Below are 14,958 nucleotides of genomic sequence, written 5' to 3' on the forward strand. Positions count from 1 at the left end.
TGAAACATCGCCCAGACCAGCTCGGCAGAGATCAGCTCTGCTCGGCCCACCAGTCCTTGAGAGCCGCCACCGCCGCGTCATGCTCCATCGGACCGTTCTCCAGACGCAGCTCCAGCATGTGCTTGTACGCTTTGCCGACGACGGGACCCGGTCCGACCCCCAGGATCTCCATGATCTGGTTGCCATCGAGGTCCGGGCGGATCGCGTCCAGCTCCTCCTGCTCCTGCAGCTGGGCGATGCGCTCCTCCAGGCCGTCGTAGGCCCGGGACAGCGCGGCCGCCTTGCGCTTGTTGCGGGTGGTGCAGTCCGAGCGGGTCAGCTTGTGCAGGCGGTCCAGCAGCGGTCCCGCGTCACGGACGTAGCGGCGCACCGCCGAGTCCGTCCACTCCCCGGTGCCGTAGCCGTGGAAGCGCAGGTGAAGTTCGACCAGCCGTGAGACGTCCTTCACCAGCTCGTTGGAGTACTTCAGGGCGGTCATGCGCTTCTTGGTCATCTTGGCGCCGACCACCTCATGGTGATGGAACGAGACCCGGCCGTCCTTCTCGAAGCGGCGCGTGCGCGGCTTGCCGATGTCGTGCAGCAGCGCGGCCAGCCGCAGCGTGAGGTCGGGCCCCTCCTGCTCCAGCGCGATCGCCTGCTCCAGGACGATCAGCGTGTGCTCGTAGACGTCCTTGTGCCGGTGGTGCTCGTCCCGCTCCAGGTGCAGGGCCGGCAGCTCGGGCAGCACATGGTCGGCGAGCCCGGTGTCGACGAGCAGGGCCAGACCCTTGCGCGGGTGCGCGGACAGGATCAGCTTGTTCAGTTCGTCCCGGACCCGCTCGGCCGAGACGATCTCGATACGTCCGGCCATCTCCGTCATCGCGGTGACGACCTCGGGGGCGACCTCGAAGTCCAGCTGGGCGGCGAACCGGGCGGCACGCATCATCCGCAGCGGATCGTCCGAGAAGGACTCCTCGGGCGTGCCCGGCGTCCGCAGCACGCGCGCCGCGAGATCCTCCAGGCCTCCGTACGGGTCGATGAACTCCTTTTCCGGCAGCGCCACGGCCATCGCGTTGACCGTGAAGTCCCGGCGGACCAGATCCTCCTCGATGGAGTCGCCGTACGACACCTCGGGCTTGCGTGAGGTGCGGTCGTAGGCCTCCGACCGATAGGTGGTGATCTCGATCTGAAAGTGCCAATCAGTGTCTCCGACACGGGCACCTTTATGCGCGCCTACGGTGCCGAAGGCGATGCCGACCTCCCAGACGGCGTCCGCCCAGGGACGGACGATCTTCAGTACGTCCTCGGGGCGGGCATCCGTCGTGAAGTCCAGGTCGTTGCCGAGCCGACCGAGCAGCGCATCGCGTACCGATCCGCCGACCAGGGCGAGGGAGAACCCGGCCTCCTGGAATCGGCGGGCGAGATCGTCGGCGACGGGGGCCACCCGCAGCAGCTCGGCGACCGCGCGCTGCTGCGCCTGGCTCAGGGCAGAGGGAGTGTCTTCGTTGGGGTTCGGCACAACAGAAGAGGGTACGTGCCCCGGCGACCAGGGGCGCCCTCCATTTGGCCGAGGCACGGCCGGCCGGCAGGGGCCGCGGACAGCTCCCTGCATATCCGTCGCAAGCACTTCCCTCGCGGCGTACGGAAGCTCTCCGCTCGATACTGGATATAGAGGACAGGATGCCGCTGTTCTTCGATCTTGTGACGTAGACCGCGGCACTTCCCCTCAGCGCACATCGTTACCATGCGTGGACGCACATTCCGACGACCACTGACGACGAGGGACGGGCGAGCGCGTGGCCGAGGCGGCTGAATTCCAGGGGACCAGTGCCTCATCTGCCCGCCGGTGGCTGCGGCGCACCGGCGCGCTGCTCGCTGGTGCACCGCTGCTGGCCGGGCTGCTTCAGCTGCCCGCGGCCGCGCCCGCCCAGGCCGCCTCCTCGGACACGGTGTCCGTCTCCCTGGACTCTCTGACCCCCAGCGCCCCCACGGACGGGGACACGCTGACCGTGTCGGGCACCGTGACCAACAACGGCAAGCAGAGCGTCACCGGCGCCCACGTGGGCCTGCGGATGGGCCCCATGCTGGACACCCGCTCGGGGATCGACTCCGTCGCCCAGCACTCCGACGACCTGACGAGCGGAACCGGCGCCGAGGTCGGCGGCAAGTACGTGGAGAAGTTCGCCAAGCTGCCCCCGGGCGTCGCGGAGCACTTCAGCATCTCCGTCCCCGTGGACAAGCTCGACCTCGGCAACGACGGCGTCTACGAGTTCGATGTCACCCTCTCCGGCCAGACCACCGCCCAGCCCTGGGACCAGGTGCTCGGCATCCAGCGGACGTTCCTGCCGTGGCAGCCGTCCGAGGCCGACACCAAGACCAAGACGACGTACCTGTGGCCGCTGATCTCCACGGTCCACATGACGGCCAAGACGGGCGCCGGCGAACTCCAGACGCCGGTGTTCCGCAACGACAACCTGGCCAGGGAACTGGCGCCGGGCGGCCGGCTGGCCCAGATGGTGGACCTGGGCAAGGACCTCGACGTCACCTGGGTGATCGACCCGGACCTGCTGGCCTCGGTGGACGCGATGGCGACCGGCAACTACCGGCTGCCGGGCAGCAACCCGGGCACCACCACGCCCGGCCCCAAGGAGCACCAGGCGCTCGCCAAGCAGTGGCTGGCGAACCTGCAGGACGCGGTGGCGGGCAAGGAGGTCGTCGCGCTGCCCTTCGCCGACCCGGACCTGGCGTCCCTCGCCCACAACGGCACCAGCGTCACCGGCTCCCTCAGCCACCTCAAGGACGCCACCGACGTCGCCGCCACCACCGTCAAGACCGTGCTCCACGTCACACCGACCACGGACTTCGCCTGGCCGGTGGAGGGCGCCGTGGACCCGGCGATCATGAAGGTCGCGACCTCCGCCGGGGCCGACCGCGTGATCGCCCGCAGCGACAGCCTCCAGGAGACCGCCGGGCTGCCGTACACGCCCTCTGCCGCCCGCCCGGTCGGCGGCGGCACCACGGCGGTGGTCTCCGACGCCCGGCTGTCCACGGCCTTCGAGGGCGATCTGACGAAGGCGGACTCGGTCACGCTCACCGTGCAGGAGTTCCTGGCGCAGAGCCTCGAGGTGAACGCGCAGACGGACAAGCAGCGCAGCATCGTGATCGCCCCGCAGCGCATGCCCACCGCGAGCCAGGCCCAGGCGATGGCGACGGCGCTGAAGGCGCTCCAGGGCGGGAACTGGTCTCAGTCCCAGGACCTCTCCGCGGCGGCCAAGGACAAGCCGGACCCGAAAGCCACCACCCACATCCCGTCGGGCTCCGCCTACCCCTCCTCGCTGCGCTCGCACGAACTGCCGCGGACGGCCTTCGAGCAGATCGCCCGCACCCAGGACAAGCTCGACAGCTTCCAGGTGATCCTCTCCGACCAGTCCCGCGTCGTCACACCGTTCGGGCGGGCCATAAACCGTGAGATGTCCACGTCGTGGAACGGCAGGAGCGGGGACGCGCAGAAGTACCGCGACGGCGTGGAAGGGTGGCTCGACGAGCTGGCCGACCAGGTCAAGCTGATCGACAAGTCGGAGACCAAACTCTCCGGACGCAGCGCCACCATCCCGGTGACCGTCCAGAACAACCTCGTCCAGCCGGTCGGCCATCTGATGCTGCGCCTCACCTCGACCATGCCGACCCGTCTGAAGATCGGCGGCAAGGCCTACTCCGAGCAGCCGGTGGAGATCTCCGGCGGGCACAGCCAGTCCGTGAAGTTCACCACGTCGGCCAATGCCAACGGCCGGGTCACGGTGATCGCCCAGCTGTACACCGAGGACGGCCAGAGGTACGGCGACGCCGTCAGCTTCGATGTGAAGGTCACCGAGATCACGCCCACGGTGATGCTGGTCATCGGCGGCGGTGTGCTCCTCCTCGTCCTCGCCGGTTTCCGGATGTACACCCAGCGCAAGCGCGCATCCGCCCGCCAGGCGGAGGAGGACGGTCCCGACGCGGAAGACCAGGACGCCGACGAACCCGGGAACCCCGACGCCCCCGAAGACCGTCTCCCGGAGGACCCGGAAGACCCGGAGGATTCGGCCTCTCCGGCCGGGGCAGACGACCGGAAGCACCCGAGTGACCCTGCGCCGGACACCGCACCGGAAAGCCCCGACCCGTCCGGGACGGGTGAGAGAGTGGACCGTTGAGCGATGTCGTGGCCGGTGGGCCAGGGACGATGAGGTGGGGTAAGCATGAACGCGCCGTACGACGGTGATCGCGGCCAGGGCGCGGCCGGCTCGGGCTACCCCGAGACGCCGCCGGAGCCCGGCCAGGTACCGCCGCAGCCGGCGGCCGACATGTACCTCCAGGACGCCTACGACCAGGATCCCTACCGGGGACACGACCTCGCCGCCCAGGATCCCGTCGCCGAGGCGCTCTACGACCGCGCCGCGCACCCGCCGCCCGCCCAGGACGGCTACGGGCAGCAGCCGCTCTACGATCAGCCCGCCCAGTCGCCGTACGCGCCCGACCCGCGGGTGTGGGCGCAGACGCCGGCGCCGGAGCCGGAGGGTGCCACTCCCTACCTGCCGTACGGCGACGACCCGCGCACGACCCAGTACGTGGGCGTCGACGACCTGGTCGCGCACTCCGGCGAGGAGTACCACGAGCCGGACGCCTTCGCGCACCTGTTCAAGGACCAGCAGAACAGCGGTGGGCACACGCCCATGGATCCGCCCGGCTACGCCCGGCCGGCCGCCGCTCCGGGCCCGGGGTACGGTCCCGCCGGCCAGTACCCTCCGGCGCCCGGCCGGGGCCCCCAGCAGGGCAACCCGTACGCCGAGGCGTCCTACCAGGCTGCCCCGGGAAACCCGGGGCAGCCGCCGGTGCCCGCCCCGGCCGCGGCGCCGGATCCCGCCGGTCCGTACCGGGACGCGGAACCCGAGCCGGCGGCGGCTCCCGCTCCCTCCGCCGCGCCCGCGAAGAAGGGCGGCAAGGCCGCCGGGCTGCTGAAGTCCAGTGCCGTGATGGCGGCGGGCACGATGGTCTCCCGCCTCACCGGTTTCGTCCGCTCCGCGCTGATCGCCGCGGCGCTCGGCCTCGGCTTCCTCGCCGACTCCTTCCAGGTTGCCTACCAGCTGCCGACGATGATCTACATCCTCACCGTCGGCGGCGGTCTCAACTCCGTCTTCGTGCCGCAGCTGGTGCGCTCGATGAAGGAGGACGAGGACGGCGGCGAGGCCTTCGCGAACCGCCTGCTGACCCTGGTGATGGTGGCGCTGGCCGCGCTCACCGGCCTCGCGATGTTCGCCGCGCCGCTCCTGGTGCGGGCCCTGTCGCCCACCATCGCCGGCAACCCGGCCGCCAACGACGTGGCGGTCACCTTCACGCGCTACTTCCTGCCCTCGATCTTCTTCATGGGCATCCATGTGGTGATGGGTCAGATCCTCAACGCGCGCGGCAAGTTCGGCGCGATGATGTGGACTCCGGTCCTGAACAACATCGTCATCATCGTGTCGCTCGGCGCGTTCATCTGGGTCTACGGCACCGCCTCACACTCCGGCTTGACCGTCACGAACATCCCGCCGGAGGGCCAGCGCCTGCTCGGCGTCGGCGTGCTGCTGGGCCTGGTCGTCCAGGCACTGGCGATGATCCCCTACCTGCGCGAGACGGGCTTCCGGATCCGGCTGCGGTTCGACTGGCGCGGCCACGGCCTGGGCAAGGCCGCGATGCTCGCCAAGTGGACGGTCCTGTTCGTCCTCGCCAACCAGGCGGGCGCCATGGTCGTCACCCAGCTGTCCACCGCCGCCGGCAAGGACTCCGGTGTCAAGGGCACCGGCTTCGCCGCCTACGCCAACGCCCAGCTGATCTGGGGCCTGCCGCAGGCCATCATCACGGTGTCCCTGATGGCCGCCCTGCTGCCGCGCATCTCGCGCTCGGCCGCCGAGGGTGACGGCGGCGCAGTCCGCGACGACATCTCCCAGGGCCTGCGCACCACCGCGGTCGCCATCGTCCCGATCGCCTTCGGCTTCCTGGCCCTCGGCATTCCGATGTGCACGCTGATCTTCGGCTCCGCGGGCACCGACTCGGCCACCAACATGGGCTACATGCTGATGGCCTTCGGACTCGGCCTGATCCCGTACTCGGTGCAGTACGTCGTCCTGCGCGCCTTCTACGCCTACGAGGACACCCGCACGCCCTTCTACAACACCGTCATCGTCGCCGTCGTCAACGCGGGCGCCTCGGCGCTGTGCTACTTCCTGCTGCCCGCCCGCTGGGCGGTGGCCGGCATGGCGGCCGCATACGGCCTGGCCTACGCGATCGGCGTGGGCGTCGCCTGGCGGCGGCTGCGCAAGCGGCTCGGCGGTGACCTGGACGGCGCCCGGGTGATGCGGACGTACGCGCGCCTGTGCATCGCCTCGGTGCCGGCGGCCCTGCTCAGCGGCGCGGCCTGCTACGGCATCGGGCACACCCTCGGCCAGGGCGTCATCGGCTCCTTCGCCGCGCTGCTCGTCGGCGGCGCCGTTCTGCTCGGCATCTTCTTCGTCGCCGCCCGGCGCATGCGCATCGAGGAACTCAACTCGCTCGTAGGCATGGTCCGCGGGCGTCTGGGCCGCTGAGGCGGGGGTAGGCGCACAACCATCGCCCGCCGCTGTGTGTCGTGCATAGCGGCGGACTGTGGGCACAATTGGTTTCGGCGTCGGACAGCGCGCAACGGATGGGGAGGCAGGGACGACGGTGGCGGAACGGAGCACAGCTGCCGTCGACGTGGCAGACAACAGCGGCGAGCAGCCGCTGACCGCCAAGGCGGACCAGTCCACGGCCGACGGGGTGGCCAAGAACCCGGAGCGGGACACGAACAGCGACGAGGCACAGGGGAGCGGAACCGAGAATTCCGGACAGAAGGCCTCGCCTCCCGAACTGCACAGCGGTCACAAGCTCGCAAGACGCTACCGGCTGGAGGAGTGCGTCACCCGTCTGGACGGATTCAGCAGCTGGCGTGCGGTCGACGAGAAGCTCCGTCGTGCCGTCGGCGTCCACATCCTGCCCGCGGAGCACGTACGGGCCCGGTCCGTGCTTGCCGCCGCCCGTTCCTCCGCGCTGCTCGGCGACCCCCGCTTCGTACAGGTCCTCGACGCCGTCGAGGAGAACGACCTCGTCTACGTCGTGCACGAGTGGCTGCCCGACGCCACCGAGCTGACCACGCTCGTCGCGACCGGCCCTCTGGAGCCGCACGACGCCTACCAGATGGTCAGTCAGGTCGCCTCCGCCATGGCCGCAGCGCACCGCGAGGGCCTCGCCCATCTCCGGCTCAATCCCAACGCGGTCCTGCGCGCCTCGACCGGCCAGTGGCGCATCCGGGGCCTCGCCGTGAACGCCGCGCTGCGGGGCATCAGCTCCGACACCCCGCAACGCACCGACACCGAGGCGATCGGCGCCCTGCTGTACGCGGCGCTGACCCAGCGCTGGCCGTACGAGAGCGACGCGTACGGCCTGTCCGGGCTGCCCAAGGGCGTCGGCCTGATCGCACCGGACCAGGTGCGGGCCGGTGTTCACCGGGGCCTGTCCGAACTGGCCATGCGCGCACTCGCCAACGACGGGGCCACCGCCTCCCGTCACGAGGCCCCCTGCACCACGCCGGAGGAGCTGGTGAAGGCGATCGGCGAGATGCCGCGCATCCGCCCGCCGGAGCCGGCCTTCACGGCCCCGCCGGAGTACCAGCGCACGACCTACCAGCAGGGCACGTACGGCCGTCCCGCGCCGCGCCCCGGCGCCACCCAGCCGATCGCGACCCCGCCGCCCCCGCTGCAGAGCCGTACCGGCAAGGTGCTGAAGTGGACGGTGTCCGCCCTCCTCATCACCGCCCTCGGTCTGGGCAGCTGGCAGTTGGCGGACGCACTGATGGACCATGTCGGCAAGTCGGGGGACACCAACAAGAGCCAGACGACGGGCGACGGCGACAAGGGGTCGAAGAATTCGGCTTCCGGCAAGCCCGTCGCCATCCAGAATGCGCGCGACTTCGACCCGTTCAGCGCAGACCACTCCGAGAAGCCCGCAGATGTGGGAAAGGTCTACGACAACAGTCCTTCCACCTACTGGCAGACGGACTTCTATCTCAGCCCCAAGTTCGGAAACCTGAAGCCAGGCGTCGGGGTCATCCTCGACCTGGGCAAGGTCCAACAGGTCGGAAAGGCAACCGTCACCTTCCTGGGGGACACCTCGGTCGAGCTCCGTGCCGCGAGCGCTGACGCCGGATCGCAACCGACATCGTTCGACGCCTACAGCAAGGCTGCCAGCGGCTCGGGCACGACGGTGACGCTCAAGCCCGACAAGCCCCTCAAGACCCGGTACCTCCTGGTGTGGCTGACCGAGCTGCCCTCGGACGGGGCGGGCCACTGGCGGGGCAGAGTGGCAGACGTCAAGGTGACCAGCTGAGGTCTCCACTCGGGAGGGGCAGATGGCGGAGGGCGCCGGATACGACCGGGTGAGCGACAAGGATCTGCTCGCCCGCCATGTGGAAGGCGACCCCGATGCCTTCGGTGAGATCGTGCGACGGCATCGGGATCGACTCTGGGCGGTCGCGCTACGGACACTGGGGGACCGCGAGGAGGCCGCCGACGCGGTCCAGGACGCCCTGGTGTCGGCCTACCGGGCCGCCCATACCTTCCGGGGCCAGTCGGCCGTCACGACGTGGCTGCACCGGATCACCGTGAACGCCTGCTTGGACCGTGCCCGCAAGGCAGCCTCCCGGAAGACCTCGCCGGTCGACGACACCGAGCGGCTGGAGCAGCTCCTGGAGCCGCACGAGTCGGCCTCCGCACCTGCCGAGCGCAACGATGTGCACCGCCAGCTCCTCGAGGCGCTCGGCACCCTCCCTTACGACCAGCGCGCCGCCCTGGTCCTCGTGGACATGCAGGGGTATCCAGTGGCCGAGGCCGCACGGATCCTGGAGGTGCCGACGGGCACGGTGAAAAGCCGGTGTGCCCGGGGCAGAGCCCGGCTGCTGCCTCTGCTCACCCATCTACGGCCCGAAGGTTTCGGAAGCGGAAAAGAACCCGGCGGGGGACGGAACCGGCTGGAGGGGACATCCGTCCCACCTGCAACGGGGTCTCCGAGCAAGGGCCCCGAGGACGCAGGACCGAGCGATTCAGCCGTAGTGAAGGGCGGAGGTGGGCGAGCGTGACTTCGACGACGGACACGGCCGGGCACCCGGACGTCGCGGAGATCTCCGACCTCACCGAAGGCCTGCTGGCTCCGGATCGCAGCGCGGACATACGGCGTCATCTGGAGACGTGTGAGCTGTGTGCGGACGTCCATGCCTCGCTGGAGGAGATCCGGGGGCTGCTGGGATCCGTATCGGGAGTGGAGCGCATGCCGGCCGACGTGGCCGAGCGTATTGATGCCGCGCTCGCCGCTGAGGCATTGCTCAGCGCCTCCACCCCGGAACCGCTGAGCGACCAGGTCTCCAGGGAGACCGAGCCGGGGCATCGGGACGGCCAGGGTCATGTTTCACGTGAAACATCGCTTCCCTCGGACCGGCCCTCCGGCCGCCCTCAGGCGGCCACCGGTCCGGGACGCAAGGGGCGTGAGCGGGGTCGGCGCCGTCGGCATGTAGTCCTGGGGACTGTCCTTACCGCGGCCGTCCTGGGGGTGGGGTCCCTGGTACTGCAGTCGCTCGGCGATCACTCCTCCGACACCAACACGGCCCATGGAAAGCCGACCCCTTCCGTCGGGCCCTTCTCCGGCGCGAGTGTCCAGAGCCAGGTGAAGGATCTGCTCACCAACAGGAAGAACTCACCACAGGGCCAGCAGCCTCGATCGGGCCTTGAGTCCGAGCAGAACACCCCTCACTCGACCGAGAGCGCGAACACCCTGATGCAGACCGATGTCGCAGTCCCCGACTGTGTCCGGGCGGCACTCCACCGGGGTGACGACGTCCTGGGCTCCAAGACGGGAACGTACGACGGGAAGTCCGCCTATCTGGTCGTGGTGCCCGATGCCGCTGACCGCGCACGCGTCACCGTCTACATCGTCGACGCAGCCTGCATCCGGCAACAGCCCGGCTCCACCGGCACGGTTCTTCTGAAGCACTCCTTCGCCCGCCCCTGAGTCTGCTCGACCGCTCCTTCCGTGCCCGGCGCACGCGTGTGCCCCGGCACACCGGGAATGCGCGCCCCGTAGGATCCGTTGGGTGGGGTGAGAGTCCTGAAAGGGTCTCCCACCGGTCGACTGACACAGACCAGAGACGAGGAATCAAGCCGTGAGCGACGTCCGTAACGTGATCATCATCGGCTCCGGGCCCGCAGGCTACACGGCGGCGCTCTACACCGCGCGCGCGTCGCTGAAGCCCCTGGTGTTCGAGGGAGCCGTCACCGCCGGTGGCGCGCTGATGAACACCACCGAGGTCGAGAACTTCCCGGGCTTCCGCGACGGCATCATGGGCCCCGAGCTCATGGACAACATGCGGGCGCAGGCCGAGCGCTTCGGCGCCGAGCTCGTTCCGGACGACATCGTCTCCGTTGACCTCACCGGTGAGATCAAGACCGTCACCGACACCGCAGGCACGGTCCACCAGGCGAAGGCCGTCATCGTCGCCACCGGCTCCCAGCACCGCAAGCTGGGCCTGCCGAACGAGGACGCGCTGTCCGGTCGCGGTGTCTCCTGGTGTGCGACCTGCGACGGCTTCTTCTTCAAGGACCAGGACATCGCCGTGATCGGCGGCGGTGACACCGCGATGGAGGAGGCCACCTTCCTCTCGCGGTTCGCCAAGTCCGTGACGGTCGTCCACCGCCGGGACACGCTGCGCGCCTCCAAGGCGATGCAGGAGCGTGCCTTCGGCGACCCGAAGATCAAGTTCGTGTGGGACAGCGAGGTCGCCGAGGTCCAGGGCGAGCAGAAGCTCTCCGGTCTGAAGCTGCGCAATGTCAAGACCGGCGAACTGTCCGAGCTGCCCGTGACCGGTCTGTTCATCGCGATCGGCCACGACCCGCGCACCGAGCTGTTCAAGGGCCAGCTGGACCTGGACGAGGAGGGCTACCTGAAGGTCGCCTCCCCGTCCACCCGCACCAATGTGACCGGTGTCTTCGCCGCCGGTGACGTGGTCGACCACACCTACCGCCAGGCGATCACCGCGGCCGGCACCGGCTGCTCCGCCGCTCTGGACGCCGAGCGCTTCCTTTCCGCCCTCGCGGACGAGGACAAGGCTGAGCCCGAGAAGTCCGCCGCCGTCTGACCTTCCCCTTCCCCCCGCCCCACCGCACGATCGAGTTAAGGAGCCCGCCGTGGCCGGCAGCCTGAAGAATGTGACCGACGATTCCTTCGAGCAGGACGTCCTCAAGAGCGACAAGCCCGTCCTGGTGGACTTCTGGGCCGCCTGGTGCGGTCCCTGCCGCCAGATCGCCCCGTCCCTGGAAGCGATCGCTGCCGAGTACGGCGACAAGATCGAGGTCGTCAAGCTGAACATCGACGAGAACCCGGGCACGGCCGCGAAGTACGGCGTCATGTCCATCCCGACCCTGAACGTCTACCAGGGTGGCGAGGTCGCCAAGACCATCGTCGGTGCCAAGCCGAAGGCCGCGATCGTTCGCGACCTCGAGGAGTTCATCGCCGAGTAAGGCGGAGAACCGTGCCGTCCGGGCGACGGTGCATGTTTCACGTGAAACACGAATGGGCCAACCCCTCGGGGTTGGCCCATTCATTTGCGTCACCGCGCTGACGCTACAGCGGCCTCAGCGCCGGCTCCTTCTGGACCGCTCCGAGAAGCCGGTCGAGCGCCATCTCGACGTCTTCCTTCCAGGAGAGCGTCGACCGCAGCTCCAACCGCAGCCGGGGATGCGTGGGATGCTGCCGGACCGTTTTGAAGCCGACGGCCAGAAGATGATCCGCCGGCAGCAGGCAGGCGGGTTCCTTCCAGCGAGCGTCGCCGAAGGCCTCAATCGCCTTGAAGCCTCGGCGCAGCAGATCCTTGGCGACCGTCTGCACGAGCACTCGGCCGAGCCCCTGACCCTGATAGCCGGGCATGATGAACGCCGTCATCAACTGCACGGCATCCGGCGAGACGGGACTCGTGGGAAAGGCCGTCGAGCGCGGGACATAGGCCGGAGGCGCGTAGAGAACGAAACCCACCGGTACATCATCGACGTACACCACCCGGCCGCACGATCCCCAGTCCAGCAGCACGGCAGAGATCCAGGCCTCCTTCTCCAGTGCCGAAGTCCCCGCCCTTACCGCCGCTTCGCCGCTGACGGGATCCAGCTCCCAGAAGACACACGACCGACAGCGTTGGGGAAGATCCTGAAGGTTGTCCAGCGTGAGCGGCACGAGCCGACGCCCCATGAAGGCTGTTCCTCGCTTCCTTCACCCGCCGCATCACGCGCGGCTGTCAGAGCGCTCCGCTCCCTGAGCAGGCTGCCGACGAATCCGCCGACCGCTCCAAGGCTCAGGCACGCGCTCACCAGTCCGGTGCGGCTCAACGATCGCATGGCCCCGTCTCCCCACTCAGAGATGCAGATGCTGTCCGGTGGATGCGCCATACCCATTCGCATCGTATCCACGATGTGATTCGCTCGATACCGACTCAAAGCAAAAGAGCAGGCCGTGTTCCGGTACACACCGGACACGGCCCGCTCTGTATACGGCCGAGTGGGTCGGCCTGGGATCAGTCGTCCTGGTCGTCCGTCGCGTTCTGCAGCTCCTGCGGCAGCACCGGCCCCTCGCCCGGAGCGAGCGTGCTCAGGATCCGCTGGAGATCGTCCACCGAGGCGAACTCGACGGTGATCTTGCCCTTCTTCTGGCCGAGGTCGACCTTCACTCGTGTCTCGAAGCGGTCCGACAGACGGGTCGCCAGCTCGTTCAGGGCCGGGGAGAGCCGAGAGCCGGCCCGCGGCCCCTTGGCACGCTGAGGCTTCTGGGGCCGCGAGCCCATGAGGGTCACAATCTCCTCGACGGCTCGCACCGACAGCCCCTCGGCCACGATGCGGTGAGCCAGCCGGTCCTGCTCCTCGGAATCCTCGATGGACAACAGTGCCCGGGCATGCCCGGCGGAGAGGACACCGGCAGCCACCCGCTTCTGGACGGCCGGCGAGAGCTTCAGCAGACGCAGCGTGTTGGAGACCTGGGGCCGGGAGCGCCCGATCCGGTCGGCCAGCTGATCGTGCGTGCAGTTGAAGTCCTTCAGCAGCTGGTCATAGGCAGCCGCCTCTTCCAGCGGGTTCAGCTGTGCGCGGTGCAGGTTCTCCAGCAGCGCGTCCAGAAGGAGCTTCTCGTCCTCCGTGGCCCGGACGATCGCCGGGATGGCCTCCAGACCAGCCTCGCGGCAGGCCCGCCAGCGGCGCTCGCCCATGATCAGCTCATAGCGGGCGGGACCCAGCTGCCGTACGACGACCGGCTGGAGGAGCCCGACCTCCTTGATGGAGGTGACCAGTTCCTGGAGCGCATCCTCGTCGAAGACATCACGCGGCTGGCGCGGGTTGGGCGAGATGGCGTCGAGAGGGATCTCGGCGAAGTGCGCGCCCATCGGAGCAGCCGACGTCTCCATGACGGGGCTCGCCGAAGGCTCCTCGGTTTCATGTGAAACAGGCGGCAGTGTGGCCACCTTCGCCGCGGCAACCCCGCGGTCGGTCGTCAGCACCGGGCCGGCTGCAGGGGAGGCGGATGCCCCTCCTCCCAGCACGGCCGGAGCCGGGTTCTTCTCCGCCGGGGCAGCGGGGATCAGTGCGCCGAGACCACGGCCCAGCCCCCTCCGTCGCTCACTCACTGGATCCCCTCCACCATGCTCGGATCGTTCTGGGCGCCGATGTGGGCCTGGCTCGCGTCATAGCTGATGCCGATGCCCTTCAGCGCGATTTCTCGTGCCGCCTCAAGATACGAGAGGGCACCGCTCGATCCAGGATCGTAAGTCAGCACCGTCTGCCCGTAACTCGGCGCCTCGGAGATGCGGACCGAACGGGGAATGCTTGTCCGCAGCACCTCGTCGCCGAAGTGGGTGCGCACCTCTTCCGCGACCTGGGAGGCGAGACGCGTCCGGCCGTCGTACATGGTGAGCAGGATGGTCGACACATGCAGTGTGGGGTTGAGGTGCCCCCGCACCAGGTCGACGTTGCGCAGCAGCTGGCCCAGACCCTCCAGTGCGTAGTACTCGCACTGGATCGGGATGAGGACCTCCTGACCCGCCACCAGCGCGTTGACTGTCAATAGGCCAAGCGAGGGCGGACAGTCGATGAGGATGTAGTCCAACGGCTGTTCATAGGCCTGGATCGCCCGCTGTAGCCGGCTCTCACGAGCCACCAGGGACACCAACTCGATCTCCGCACCGGCGAGATCGATGGTGGCGGGGGCACAGAAGAGGCCCTCCACGTCGGGGACCGGCTGGACGACCTCGGCGAGTGGCTTGCTCTCCACCAACACGTCGTAGATCGAAGGGACTTCGGCGTGGTGGTCGATTCCAAGGGCGGTGGACGCGTTGCCCTGCGGGTCGAGGTCGATCACCAGGACCCGGCCGCCGTGCAGAGCCAGCGAAGCAGCAAGGTTGACGGTGGTCGTTGTCTTGCCCACGCCGCCCTTCTGGTTGGCGACCACGATGACTCTGGTCTGCTCCGGCCGTGGCAGGCCTTCGCCGGCGCGGCCCAGAGCCTCTACCGCCAGTTGGGCCGCACGACCGATCGGAGTGTCGTCCATCGGAGGCGGTGTTTCACGTGAAACATCCGCCCCCATCGACTCGGTACGGGGACCGGGGACCGGATCGGTCATCGGTCCCGCGATGTTGGCGTCGGACCGCAAGGATTCACTCTCCTCGACTTCAGGCTCGCAATGAACAGAGCCTCCCATGTCTTCGGGGTCGTGAACCAGTGAGGCCTGGTGTTCTGTGGAGAAATCCACCTCTGTGGACAACTCCGTGCCCCCCGAGAGGGACGGAACGCCCTGCGACAGGGGCGCAGGACCCTGTGACAGCGACGGAGGGCCCTGGGAGACGGAATCCTCCCCCAGGGAACCGAGGGG

Annotated in this window: 11 protein-coding genes; 7 read left to right on the plus strand and 4 right to left on the minus strand. The window is 69.0% G+C overall.

Translation table 11 applies throughout. The features are described 5' to 3' along the window. Nucleotides 1-31 precede the first annotated feature (31 nt). Entirely contained in the window at nt 32-1,498 is a 1,467-nt protein-coding gene (locus tag ACZ418_RS16025) for a CCA tRNA nucleotidyltransferase (RefSeq protein WP_468362684.1), read from the minus strand. Nucleotides 1,499-1,775: 277 nt separating this feature from the next. On the opposite strand from ACZ418_RS16025, the gene ACZ418_RS16030 reads away from it, so the two are divergent. From ACZ418_RS16030 to trxA, 7 genes are all read left to right on the plus strand, one after another. Beyond that, entirely contained in the window at nt 1,776-4,169 is a 2,394-nt protein-coding gene (locus ACZ418_RS16030; protein ID WP_468362686.1) for a DUF6049 family protein, read from the plus strand. Between the two features lie 45 nt (nt 4,170-4,214). Next, nucleotides 4,215-6,581, plus strand: coding sequence for a murein biosynthesis integral membrane protein MurJ (gene murJ / locus ACZ418_RS16035; RefSeq protein ID WP_468362688.1), 2,367 nt, complete (start codon nt 4,215-4,217; stop codon nt 6,579-6,581). A gap of 118 nt (nt 6,582-6,699) precedes the next feature. Beyond that, complete coding sequence (locus ACZ418_RS16040; RefSeq protein ID WP_468362690.1) at nt 6,700-8,397, plus strand: protein kinase family protein; 1,698 nt, start codon at nt 6,700-6,702, stop codon at nt 8,395-8,397. A 22-nt stretch (nt 8,398-8,419) separates the two neighbouring features. After that, complete coding sequence (gene sigM, locus ACZ418_RS16045; RefSeq protein ID WP_468362692.1) at nt 8,420-9,145, plus strand: RNA polymerase sigma factor SigM; 726 nt, start codon at nt 8,420-8,422, stop codon at nt 9,143-9,145. After that, nucleotides 9,142-10,071 (plus strand): hypothetical protein, encoded by a 930-nt coding sequence (locus ACZ418_RS16050; RefSeq protein ID WP_468362694.1) that lies wholly within the window; start codon nt 9,142-9,144, stop codon nt 10,069-10,071. Before sigM ends, ACZ418_RS16050 begins: the two co-directional genes overlap by 4 nt. 151 nt (nt 10,072-10,222) lie before the next feature. After that, nucleotides 10,223-11,194 carry a thioredoxin-disulfide reductase gene (gene trxB / locus ACZ418_RS16055; protein ID WP_468362696.1) on the plus strand — a complete coding sequence of 324 codons (972 nt, stop codon included), beginning with the start codon at nt 10,223-10,225 and terminating at the stop codon, nt 11,192-11,194. Nucleotides 11,195-11,243: 49 nt separating this feature from the next. Continuing rightward, nucleotides 11,244-11,576 carry a thioredoxin gene (trxA, locus tag ACZ418_RS16060; RefSeq protein ID WP_468362698.1) on the plus strand — a complete coding sequence of 111 codons (333 nt, stop codon included), beginning with the start codon at nt 11,244-11,246 and terminating at the stop codon, nt 11,574-11,576. A gap of 103 nt (nt 11,577-11,679) precedes the next feature. Here the strand turns inward: trxA and ACZ418_RS16065 are convergent, their stop codons facing one another. From ACZ418_RS16065 to ACZ418_RS16075, 3 genes are all read right to left on the minus strand, one after another. Next, the gene (locus ACZ418_RS16065) at nt 11,680-12,297 is read right to left on the minus strand and encodes a GNAT family N-acetyltransferase (protein WP_451554851.1); all 618 of its coding nucleotides are present in this window, start codon (nt 12,295-12,297) and stop codon (nt 11,680-11,682) included. A 322-nt stretch (nt 12,298-12,619) separates the two neighbouring features. Further along, on the minus strand, nt 12,620-13,717 hold the full coding sequence (locus tag ACZ418_RS16070) for a ParB/RepB/Spo0J family partition protein (RefSeq protein ID WP_468362700.1): 1,098 nt from the start codon (nt 13,715-13,717) through the stop codon (nt 12,620-12,622). Next, nucleotides 13,714-14,787 carry a ParA family protein gene (locus ACZ418_RS16075; protein ID WP_079071013.1) on the minus strand — a complete coding sequence of 358 codons (1,074 nt, stop codon included), beginning with the start codon at nt 14,785-14,787 and terminating at the stop codon, nt 13,714-13,716. The genes ACZ418_RS16070 and ACZ418_RS16075 overlap by 4 nt, the downstream gene beginning before the upstream one ends. Nucleotides 14,788-14,958: the final 171 nt, after the last annotated feature.

The sequence above is a fragment of the Streptomyces sp. NPDC030820 genome (assembly GCF_055572075.1).

Excerpts from the sequence above, each read along its gene's own strand:
- murJ (WP_468362688.1), top strand. The coding sequence starts at position 4,215 with ATGAACGCGCCGTACGACGGTGATCGCGGCCAGGGCGCGGCCGGCTCG.
- sigM (WP_468362692.1), top strand. The coding sequence starts at position 8,420 with ATGGCGGAGGGCGCCGGATACGACCGGGTGAGCGACAAGGATCTGCTC.
- ACZ418_RS16065 (WP_451554851.1), bottom strand. The coding sequence starts at position 12,297 with ATGGGGCGTCGGCTCGTGCCGCTCACGCTGGACAACCTTCAGGATCTT.
- ACZ418_RS16075 (WP_079071013.1), bottom strand. The coding sequence starts at position 14,787 with ATGGGAGGCTCTGTTCATTGCGAGCCTGAAGTCGAGGAGAGTGAATCC.